The organism is Kitasatospora sp. NPDC058965 (assembly GCF_042741245.1).
In the GTDB taxonomy this organism is placed as follows: domain Bacteria; phylum Actinomycetota; class Actinomycetes; order Streptomycetales; family Streptomycetaceae; genus Kitasatospora.
Genome location: NZ_JBHYKG010000303.1, coordinates 1 through 10088, shown reverse-complemented (window position 1 = coordinate 10088; position 10088 = coordinate 1). Strand labels below are relative to the sequence as shown.

The following is a 10088-nucleotide window of genomic DNA, read 5'->3' as shown; positions in this document are numbered from 1 at the left end:
GGCTCAAGCTGGCCGACCCCAGGCGCCGGCTGCGGGTGATCACCGTGGTGATGGCCGTGGTCTTCTCGATCTTCGCCGCCCGGCTGTTCCAGATCCAGCTGCTGGACTCGTCCGAGCTGTCGGCCGACGCCAACAAGTACCGGTACGTGGACAAGCGGCTGCCGGCCGCCCGCGGTTCGATAACGACCGCCGACGGCGTCGCGCTGGCCACCACGGTGGACGCCTACGACATCACCGCCGACCCGACCATGTTCACCCCCGACGCGCTGCACGTCCCGGACGGTCCGGAGCAGGCCGCCGACCTGCTGGCGCCGATCCTCGGCGTGCCCCGGGACAAGCTGGTCGCCAAGCTGCGCACCACCGGGACCAAGGGGCTGGTGCTGGCGCCCCGGCAGAGCTCGCAGACCCGCAACCAGGTGACGGACCTGGCCGCCGCGCTGCGCAAGAAGGTCGACACCCGGACCTGCCGGGCCGAGAAGGCGCTGATCGGCAAGCCGGTGGACAAGGGCGGCCGGACCACCATCGACAGCACCTGCGTCAACCCGCTGGAGGGGATCTTCTCCGAGCCCACCACCGCCCGGGTCTACCCGGCCGACGGCCTGGCCGCCAACCTGGTCGGCTTCGTCAACGCCGAGGGGGCCGGGGCCGGCGGCCTGGAGCTGCAGTACCAGAAGCTGCTGGCCGGGACCGACGGCCAGCAGCTGGGCGCGGTCTCCAACAACCAGCTGATCCCCACCGTCGGCGGCAGCCGGCAGGACCCGGTGCCCGGCAGCGACGTGCGACTGACCATCAACCGGGACATCCAGTGGGCCGCCCAACGGGCCATCACCGACCAGGTGAGCGCGGCCGGCGCGGAGAAGGGCTACGTGATCGTCCAGGACGTGAAGTCCGGTCAGGTCCTGGCCATGGCCACCTCGCCGGGCTTCAACCCGAACGACCTGAGCAGCGCCAAGCCCGCCGACCTCGGCAACCCGGCGCTGCAGGACGCCTACGAGCCCGGCTCCACCGCCAAGCTGATGACCATGGCCGCCGTGCTGGACACCGGCGTGGCCGGCGCCGACACCCACGTGACGGTGCCCGGCACGCTCAAGCGCGGCGACCACGTCTTCCACGACGACGTGGACCACGACACCTGGTACCTCACGCTGGCCGGGGTGCTGGCCAAGTCCTCCAACATCGGCACCATCGAGGCCGCCGAGCACCTGGGCAAGGACCAGCCCGCCTCGAACCGGGTGCTGGACGACTACCTGACCCGGTTCGGCATCGGTCAGCCCACCGGCGTGGGCTTCCCCGGCGAGACCCGCGGCCTGCTGGCCAAGCCGGCCGACTGGAGCACCTCGCAGCAGTTCACCATCCCGTTCGGCCAGGGCCTGTCGGTCAACGCGCTGCAGGCCACCTCGGTCTTCTCCACCATCGCCAACGGCGGGGTGCGGGTGACGCCCAGCCTGCTGGCCGGCACCACCGGTCCGGACGGCCGGTTCACCCCGGCCCCGGCCCCGGCCCAGACCCGGGTGGTCAAGCCGGAGACCGCCAAGACCCTGGGCGAGATGCTGGAGTCGGTGGTCACCGATGAGCAGGGCACCGGCAACGCCGCGCAGATCCCCGGCTACCGGGTGGCCGGCAAGACCGGCACTGCCAACCGGGTGGACCCGAAGACCGGCAAGTACTCCGGCTACACCGCCTCGTTCATCGGGTTCGCGCCCGCCGAGGCCCCGCGGATCACCGTCTCCTGCGTGATCCAGAACCCGGTCAACGGCCACTTCGGCGGCCAACTGTGCGGACCGGTCTTCAAGCAGGTGATGGAGTTCGCGCTGAAAACCCTCCAGGTACCGCCGAGCGGCAGCGAGGCGCCCAACCTGCCCGTCGAGTGGAAGCCCTGAACCCGTGCAGCCTGAATCCCCGCAGTCCGCATCCGAGCCGGCCGCGAGTGCGACCCCGGTCACCGCCGAGCAGCGCGGGTCCACCGCGTCCCGGCAGCCCGGTTCCGCCCCACTTGGCTTCGACCGCCCCGGGACGGATACCCTGCCCGCCGTGCCGAAATCAGACCAAACCAGTGTGAGCCCGCCGCGGCCGGCCGCCACCGCGCCCGTCCCGTTGGCGGAGCTGGCCGAGCTGCTGGGCCTGCCCCCGATCGAGGGCGCCCCGGTGACCGGCATCACGCACGACTCCCGCGCGGTCCGTCCGGGCGACGTCTACGTGGCCTTCGCCGGTGCCAACCACCACGGCGCCGCGTTCGCCGGCCCGGCGGTGGCGGCCGGCGCCGTCGCGCTGCTGACCGACCCGGCCGGGGCCGAACTGGCGGCCGGGCTCGCCGTCCCGCTGCTGGTGGTGGAGCAGCCCCGGGCCTGGATGGGCCGGCTGGCCGCCCGGGTCTACGGCGATCCGTCGCAGGCGCTGCTGACCATCGGCATCACCGGGACCAACGGCAAGACCACCACCTCCTACCTGGTGGAGGGCGGCCTCCAGGGCTGCGGCCGCACCCCCGGGGTGATCGGCACGGTGGAGATGCGGGTCGGCAGCGAGCGGATCAAGAGCGAGCGGACCACCCCCGAGGCCACCGACCTGCACGCGATCCTCGCGGTGATGCGCGAGCGCGGCGCCGACGCGGTGGTGATGGAGGTCTCCAGCCACGCCCTGGTCTACGGCCGGGCCGACGGGGTCCGCTACGACGTGGCGGTGTTCAACAACCTGACGCCGGAGCACCTGGACTTCCACCCCGACATGGAGGACTACTACCGCGCCAAGGCCCGGCTCTTCGAGGCCGGCCGCAGCGCCGCGGGCGTGGTCAACCTGGACGACGAGTACGGCCGCCGGCTGGCCGCCGAGGCGGCGATCCCGGTCACCGGCTTCTCCGCCACCGGCCGCCCGGACGCGGACTGGCGCGCGGTGGACGTGGAGCTGGGCCCGATCGGGTCCACCTTCCGGGTGATCGGCCCCGACGGGCAGTCGGCCCCCGCCTCGGTCCCGCTGCCGGGCCCGTTCAACGTCGCCAACGCGCTGGCCGCGATCACCGCGCTGGTCACCGCCGGCCTGCCGCTGGAGCGGGCGGTGGCCGGGGTGGCCGGGGTCGCGGGCGTGCCGGGCCGGCTGGAGCGGGTGGACGCCGGGCAGCCGTTCGTCGCGGTGGTGGACTACGCGCACAAGCCGGACGCGCTGCGCGCGGTGCTGGCCTCGCTGCGCGAGGTGACCAAGGGCCGGCTGCACGTGGTGGTCGGCTGCGGCGGCGACCGGGACCCGTTCAAGCGCGGGCCGATGGGCGCGATCGCGGCGCGGCTGGCCGACACCGCCGTGCTGACCAGTGACAACCCGCGCTCCGAGGACAGCCTGGCGATCCTGGCCAGCATGCTGGGCGGCGCCGTGGAGGTGCCGGAGGGCGAGCGCGGCGAGGTGCTGGTGGTGCCGGACCGCAGCGAGGCGATCGCCGACGCGGTGTCCCGCGCCCACCCGGGCGACACCGTGCTGGTGGCCGGCAAGGGCCACGAGCTCGGCCAGTACGTGAAGGGCGAGGTCCGCCCGTTCGACGACCGGGAGGTGCTGCGCGAGGCGATCGTGCACGCGCAGCCCGAACCGCAGGTGGCGGAGCACCGAGGAGTGGAGCAGCCGTGATCGCACTGACCCTGGCCGAGGTGGCCGCCGCGACCGGCGGCGAGCTGGTCGACGGCGCCGAGCCGCAGACCGTGGTGAGCGCGCCGCTGGCGATCGACTCGCGCAAGGCGGCGCCGGGCGGGCTGTTCGCGGCCTTCCGCGGCGAGCACGTGGACGGGCACGACTACGCCGACCGCGCGGTCGCGGCCGGCGCGGTCGCGGTGCTGGCCCAGCGCCCGGTCGGGGTGCCCGCGGTGCTGGTCGCCGACGTGCAGGACGCGATGGGCAAGTTGGCCCAGGCGGTCATCGCCAAGGCCGGCGGGGTCCACCTGGTGGCGCTGACCGGCTCGGCCGGCAAGACCAGCACCAAGGACCTGATCGCCCAGGTGCTGGGCAAGGCCGGCCCGACCGTCTGGACCGAGGGCTCGCTCAACAACGAGCTGGGCTTCCCGATGACGGCGACCAGGGTCGAGGAGTCCACCCGGCACCTGGTGCTGGAGATGGGGGCCCGGCACAAGGGCGACATCGCCTACCTGTGCTCGCTGGCCCGGCCCTCGATCGGCCTGGTGCTCAACGTGGGCAGTGCCCACCTGGGCGAGTTCGGCTCGAAGGAGGGGATCGCCGAGGCCAAGGGCGAGTTGGTCGAGTCGCTGCCGGCCGACGGCGTGGCGGTGCTGAACGCCGACGACCCGCTGGTGCGCGCGATGGCCGAGCGCACCCGGGCCCGGGTGGTCTACTTCGGCGAGAGCCGGGAAGCCGACGTACGGGCACAGGACGTTCGCCTGGACTCCACCGGCCGTCCATCGTTCACGCTGACCACCCCGGCCGGTTCCGCTCCGGTACGGCTGCGCCTGTACGGTGAGCACCACGTCTCGAACGCCCTCGCCGCCGCCGCGGTGGCGATGGAGCTCGGACTGTCCGTCGACGACACCGCCGCCGCCCTCGGCGAGGCGGGTGCGCTGTCCCGCATGCGCATGGAGGTCGTCGACCGGGCCGACGGGGTCACCGTCGTGAACGACGCGTACAACGCGAACCCGGAGTCGATGCGGGCCGCGCTGCGCGCGCTGGTCTCGATCGGCGGCCGCGGCCCGGAGCGCCGCCGCACCTGGGCGGTGCTCGGCGAGATGCGGGAGCTCGGCGAGGAGAGCCTGGCCGAGCACGACGCCATCGGGCGGCTCGCGGTGCGACTCGACGTCACCAAGCTGGTGGCGGTGGGCGGACGCGAGGCGGCCTGCATGGAACTGGGCGCGAGGAACGAAGGTTCGTGGGGTGAGGAGTCGGTGCTGGTGTCCGACGCGGACGCGGCAGTTGAGCTGCTGCGCGGTCAGCTGCGGCCGGGGGACGTGGTGCTGGTGAAGGCCAGCCGCTCGGTGGGGCTGGAGAAGGTGGCCGAGGCGCTGCTCGCGGACGGTGCCGTCCGGTGAAGCAGATCCTGTTCTCCGGCATGATCGGCCTGGTGCTGTCGCTCTTCGGCACCCCGGCCCTGATCAAGCTGCTGGCCAAGCAGGGCTACGGCCAGTACATCCGGGACGACGGCCCCAAGGCCCACCACAGCAAGAAGGGCACGCCCACCATGGGCGGCATCGCCTTCATCCTGGCCACCCTGGTCGCGTACTTCGCGACCAAGGCGATCGTCGGCGCCGCGCCGCGCGCCTCCGGCCTGCTGGTGCTCTTCCTGATGGCGGGCCTGGGCCTGGTCGGCTTCCTGGACGACTACATCAAGGTGGTCAAGCGCCGGTCGCTCGGCCTGCGGGCCAAGGCGAAGCTGGCGGGCCAGTCGATCGTCGGCCTCGGCTTCGCGATCCTGTCGCTGCAGTTCAGCGACAGCCGCGGGATCACCCCGGCCTCGACCCACCTCTCCTTCGTGGAGGACTTCAGCTGGTCGGTCGGACCGGTGCTGTTCGTCATGTGGGCGTACTTCATGATCGCCGCGATGTCGAACGGCGTGAACCTGACGGACGGTCTGGACGGCCTGGCCACCGGTGCCTCGGTGATGGTCTTCGGCGCCTACACCTTCATCGGGATCTGGGAGTACAACCAGAGCTGCGCCAACGTGATCACCGCGACCGCCAAGTGCTACGAGGTGCGCGACCCGCTGGACCTGGCGGTGGTGGCCTCCGCGCTGATGGGCTCCTGCTTCGGCTTCCTGTGGTGGAACACCTCGCCGGCCAAGATCTTCATGGGTGACACCGGCTCGCTGGCCCTGGGCGGCGCGCTGGCCGGCCTGGCCATCTGCTCGCGCACCGAGATGCTGCTGGCGCTGCTCGGCGGCCTGTTCGTGATCATCACCCTGTCGGTGATCATCCAGGTCGGCTCGTTCCGGATGACCGGCAAGCGCGTCTTCAAGATGGCACCACTGCAACACCACTTCGAACTCAAGGGCTGGAGCGAGGTGCTGATCGTGGTGCGGTTCTGGATCATCCAGGGCCTGTGCGTCGCGGTCGGCCTCGGCCTCTTCTACGCGGGCTGGGTGACCAATTGACCACTCCCGACTGGGCCGGACTGCCGGTCGTGGTGGCCGGCCTCGGGGTCTCCGGGGTCAGCGCCGCCCGGGTGCTGCGCGACCTCGGCGCCGAGGTCACCGTGGTGGACGGCGGCGACAGCCCGGTGCTGCGCGACCGGGCCGCGGAACTGGCCGGCATCACGGTGCGCCTCGGCGACGGCGACAGCCTGCCCGAGGGCACCCGACTGGTCGTCACCTCGCCCGGCTGGCCGCCGAGCAGCCCGCTCTTCCTGGCCGCCGAGCGGGCCGGGACGCCGATCTGGGGCGACGTGGAGCTGGCCTGGCAGCTGCGCAGACCGCTGCCGGGCACCGGCGAGCCGGCCCCCTGGCTGGCCGTCACCGGCACCAACGGGAAGACCACCACGGTCCAGATGCTCGCCTCGATCCTCACCGCGGCCGGCCGGCGGACCGCGGCGGTCGGCAACGTGGGCGTCTCGGTGCTGGACGCGGTGCTGGCCGAGGAGCCGTACGACGTGCTCGCGGTGGAGCTCTCCAGCTACCAGCTGCACTGGGCCCCGTCGCTGCGGGTGCACTCCGGCGCGGTGCTCAACCTGGCGCCCGACCACCTGGACTGGCACGGCTCGATGGCGGCCTACGCGGCCGACAAGGGCCGGATCTTCCAGGGCAACCAGGTCGCCTGCGTCTACAACCTGGCCGACCCGGCGACCGAGGAGCTGGTCCGCGAGGCCGACGTCGAGGAGGGCTGCCGGGCCATCGGCTTCGGGCTGGCGGCGCCGGGCCTGTCCACCTTCGGCGTGGTGGACGGCCTGCTGGTGGACCGCGCCTTCGTGCCGGACCGGACCACCAGCGCCGCCGAGATCGGCGCGGTCTCGGACATCCACCCGCCCGCCCCGCACAACATCGCCAACGCGCTGGCGGCCGCCGCGCTGGCCCGCGCCTACGGGGTGGACACCAAGGCGGTCCGGGACGGGCTGCGCGCCTTCCGGCCCGACGCGCACCGGATCGCCCACGTCGCCGAGGTGGCCGGGGTGACCTGGGTGGACGACTCCAAGGCCACCAACACCCACGCGGCCGCCGCCTCGCTGCGCGCCTACGAGCCGATCGTCTGGATCGCCGGCGGGCTGGCCAAGGGGGCCACCTTCGACGAGCTGGTGCAGGGGGCCGCGGACCGGCTGCGCGGGGTGGTGCTGATCGGCGCCGACCGGGCGCTGATCCGGGAGGCGCTGGAGCGACACGCCCCGGATGTCCCGGTGATCGAAGCGGCCGAGGGCCAGACTGGCGCGGTGGCGATGGCCGAGGTGGTCCGGGCGGCCGCCGGGCTCGCCCGGCGGGGCGATACCGTGCTGCTCGCGCCGGCCTGCGCCTCGATGGACATGTTCACCAACTACGGCGAGCGGGGCGACCTCTTCGCCGAGGCGGTGCGGGGGCTGACGGAGTAACCGGGAAGACGAGGAGGGGCGGCGCGGTGGCGGGTCAGACCAGGGGGGCGGAGGCCTCCGCGCCGCCGCAGCGCGGTCCGGAGCTGATCTCGGCCACCAGCACCGTCTTCAAGACCGAGGGCGCGATCGGCCGGCTCAAGGCGCTGCGGGAGCGGCTGCGGTGGACCCTGAACCGGCCGCTGACGCCGTACTACCTGATCCTGGGCTCGGCCTCGCTGCTGCTGGTGCTGGGCCTGGTGATGGTCTTCTCCTCGTCCAACATCACCGCGATCCACCAGGGCCTGCCCGGCCTCTACTACTTCCGCAAGCAGCTGGTCGCGGTGGTGCTGGGCGCGCTGCTGCTGGTGGCCGCGGCCCGGGTGCCGGTCGCGGTGCACCGGGTGCTGGCGTACCCGGTGCTGCTCGGCTCGATCGGCGCCATGGTGCTGGTGGCCGTCCCCGGCATCGGGATGAAGGTCAACGGCAACCGGAACTGGCTCAATTTCGGCTTCTTCCAGGTCCAGCCCTCGGAGTTCGCCAAGCTGGCGCTGCTGCTCTGGGCGGCCGACCTGCTGGCCCGCAAGCAGCGGGCGGGCACCCTGAGCCAGTGGAAGCACCTGCTGGTGCCACTGGTGCCGGGCGCCCTGGTGCTGCTGATGCTGATCATGCTCGGCGGCGACATGGGCACCTCGATGATCCTGGTCGCGATGGTCTTCGCGCTGCTGTGGATGGTCGGCGCCCCGCTGCGGCTGTTCGTCGCCACCCTGGGCATCGCCGTGGTGGCCTGCGCCGCGCTGATCATCACCGTGCCGCACCGGCTGGACCGGCTGGCCTGCATCGGCATCACCAGGCCGACCCCCAACCAGGACTGCTTCCAGGCGCTGCACGGTCTGTACGCCTTCGCCCTGGGCGGCCCGTTCGGCACCGGACTGGGCGCCGGGTACGAGAAGTGGGGCCAGCTGCCCGAGGCGCACACCGACTTCATCTTCGCCGCCACCGGTGAGGAGATCGGTCTGGTGGGGACGCTGTCGGTGATCGGTCTCTTCGCGGCACTAGGGTATGCGGGTATCCGAGTGGCCATCGGCACGAAGGACCCCTTCGTCAGGTACGCCGCGGGCGCCGCCACCACGTGGATCATGGCCCAGGCCGTGATCAACCTGGGATCGGCACTGGGACTGCTCCCGATCGCGGGCGTACCCCTGCCGCTGTTCTCCTACGGGGGATCCGCCATGCTGTCCGCCATGACGGCCGTCGGGATACTGCTCTGCTTCGCGCGCAGTGTCCCGGGGGCCAAGGCGGCGCTCGCCGCCCGGAGCTCCAAGTCCCGGTTCAGGACAGGTCTGCGCCGGGTGCTGCCACGACGACGAACCACAGCGAAGGCCCCCGGGCCGCGCAGGGAGCGGTGAATTTCGGTGCATGTCGTACTCGCCGGCGGAGGCACCGCCGGTCACATCGAGCCGGCCTTGGCGCTCGCGGACGCGCTGCGCAGGCACGACCCCAGCATCGGCATCACCGCGCTGGGGACCGAGCGCGGCCTGGAGACCCGGCTGGTGCCGGAGCGCGGCTACCAGCTGGAGCTGATCCCCGCGGTCCCGCTGCCGCGCAAGCCCACCCCCGAGCTGATCACCGTGCCGGGCCGGCTGCGCGGCACCGTGCGGGCCGCCCAGGAGATCATCGAGCGGGTCAAGGCGGACGCGGTGATCGGCTTCGGCGGCTACGTGGCGATGCCCGCGTACCTGGCGGCCAAGCGGGCCGGGGTGCCGATCGTGGTGCACGAGGCCAACGCCCGTCCGGGCCTGGCCAACAAGATCGGCGCCCGGTACACCGACTTCGTCGCGGTCTCCACCCCGGACAGCAAGCTGCGCGACTCGCGCTACATCGGCATCCCGCTGCGGCGCACCATCGCCACCCTGGACCGCAACGCCACCCGCCCGGAGGCCCGGCACTACTTCGGGCTGGACCAGCGCCTGCCCACCCTGCTGGTCTCCGGCGGCTCGCAGGGCGCGCGCCGGCTGAACGAGACGGTCCAGGCGATCGCGCCGCGGCTGCAGCAGTACGGCGTGCAGATCCTGCACGCGGTCGGCCCCAAGAACGAGCTGCCGCAGATCGACGACATCCCGGGGATGCCGCCGTACCGCGCGCTGCCGTACGTGGACCGGATGGACCTGGCCTACGCCGCCGCCGACCTGATGCTCTGCCGGGCCGGCGCGATGACGGTGGCCGAGCTGGCCGCGGTGGGCCTGCCGGCCGCCTTCGTGCCGCTGCCGATCGGCAACGGCGAGCAGCGGCTGAACGCCCAGCCGATGGTCAAGGCCGGCGGCGGGCTGCTGGTGGACGACGCGGAGCTGACCCCGGACTGGGTGCTGCGCAACGTGCTGCCGGTGCTCACCGACCCGCAGCGGCTGTGGGACATGAGCCGGGCGGCCGCCGAGTTCGGCCGCCGGGACGCCGACGACCTGCTGGTCGGCATGGTCTACGAGGCGATCGAGGCGGCGCGCGCCGGTCGCCGTCGTGGCTGACCAGTCGACCGCTCCGGCGGCCGGCCGGGCCCCCCGGCCCGCCGGGTCCGCCGCGTTGGGGGGCCACGTAGATGGGCACCCCCCCCAGCCGGGGTGGGCGCG

The 10088-nt window shown here is 73.0% G+C and carries 7 protein-coding genes; all 7 read left to right on the top strand.

Translation table 11 applies throughout. The features are described from left to right. A partial coding sequence (locus ACFW1A_RS33265) for a peptidoglycan D,D-transpeptidase FtsI family protein (RefSeq protein WP_380415627.1) occupies window positions 1-1880 on the top strand: 1880 nt, incomplete at its 5' end. 151 nt (window positions 1881-2031) lie between these two features. Further along, on the top strand, window positions 2032-3606 hold the full coding sequence (locus ACFW1A_RS33260; protein WP_380415624.1) for a UDP-N-acetylmuramoyl-L-alanyl-D-glutamate--2,6-diaminopimelate ligase: 1575 nt from the start codon (window positions 2032-2034) through the stop codon (window positions 3604-3606). Continuing rightward, window positions 3603-5009, top strand: coding sequence for a UDP-N-acetylmuramoyl-tripeptide--D-alanyl-D-alanine ligase (gene murF / locus ACFW1A_RS33255; protein WP_380415622.1), 1407 nt, complete (start codon window positions 3603-3605; stop codon window positions 5007-5009). Before ACFW1A_RS33260 ends, murF begins: the two co-directional genes overlap by 4 nt. Further along, window positions 5006-6067, top strand: a complete 1062-nt coding sequence (gene mraY, locus ACFW1A_RS33250; RefSeq protein ID WP_380415620.1) for a phospho-N-acetylmuramoyl-pentapeptide-transferase — start codon at window positions 5006-5008, stop codon at window positions 6065-6067. The genes murF and mraY overlap by 4 nt, the downstream gene beginning before the upstream one ends. Further along, window positions 6064-7488 (top strand): UDP-N-acetylmuramoyl-L-alanine--D-glutamate ligase, encoded by a 1425-nt coding sequence (gene murD, locus ACFW1A_RS33245; protein ID WP_380415618.1) that lies wholly within the window; start codon window positions 6064-6066, stop codon window positions 7486-7488. Before mraY ends, murD begins: the two co-directional genes overlap by 4 nt. A gap of 26 nt (window positions 7489-7514) precedes the next feature. Continuing rightward, entirely contained in the window at window positions 7515-8873 is a 1359-nt protein-coding gene (gene ftsW / locus ACFW1A_RS33240) for a putative lipid II flippase FtsW (RefSeq protein ID WP_380415616.1), read from the top strand. A 6-nt stretch (window positions 8874-8879) separates the two neighbouring features. Then, window positions 8880-9986 carry an undecaprenyldiphospho-muramoylpentapeptide beta-N-acetylglucosaminyltransferase gene (gene murG, locus ACFW1A_RS33235; protein ID WP_380415614.1) on the top strand — a complete coding sequence of 369 codons (1107 nt, stop codon included), beginning with the start codon at window positions 8880-8882 and terminating at the stop codon, window positions 9984-9986. The last annotated feature ends 102 nt before the right edge of the window (window positions 9987-10088 follow it).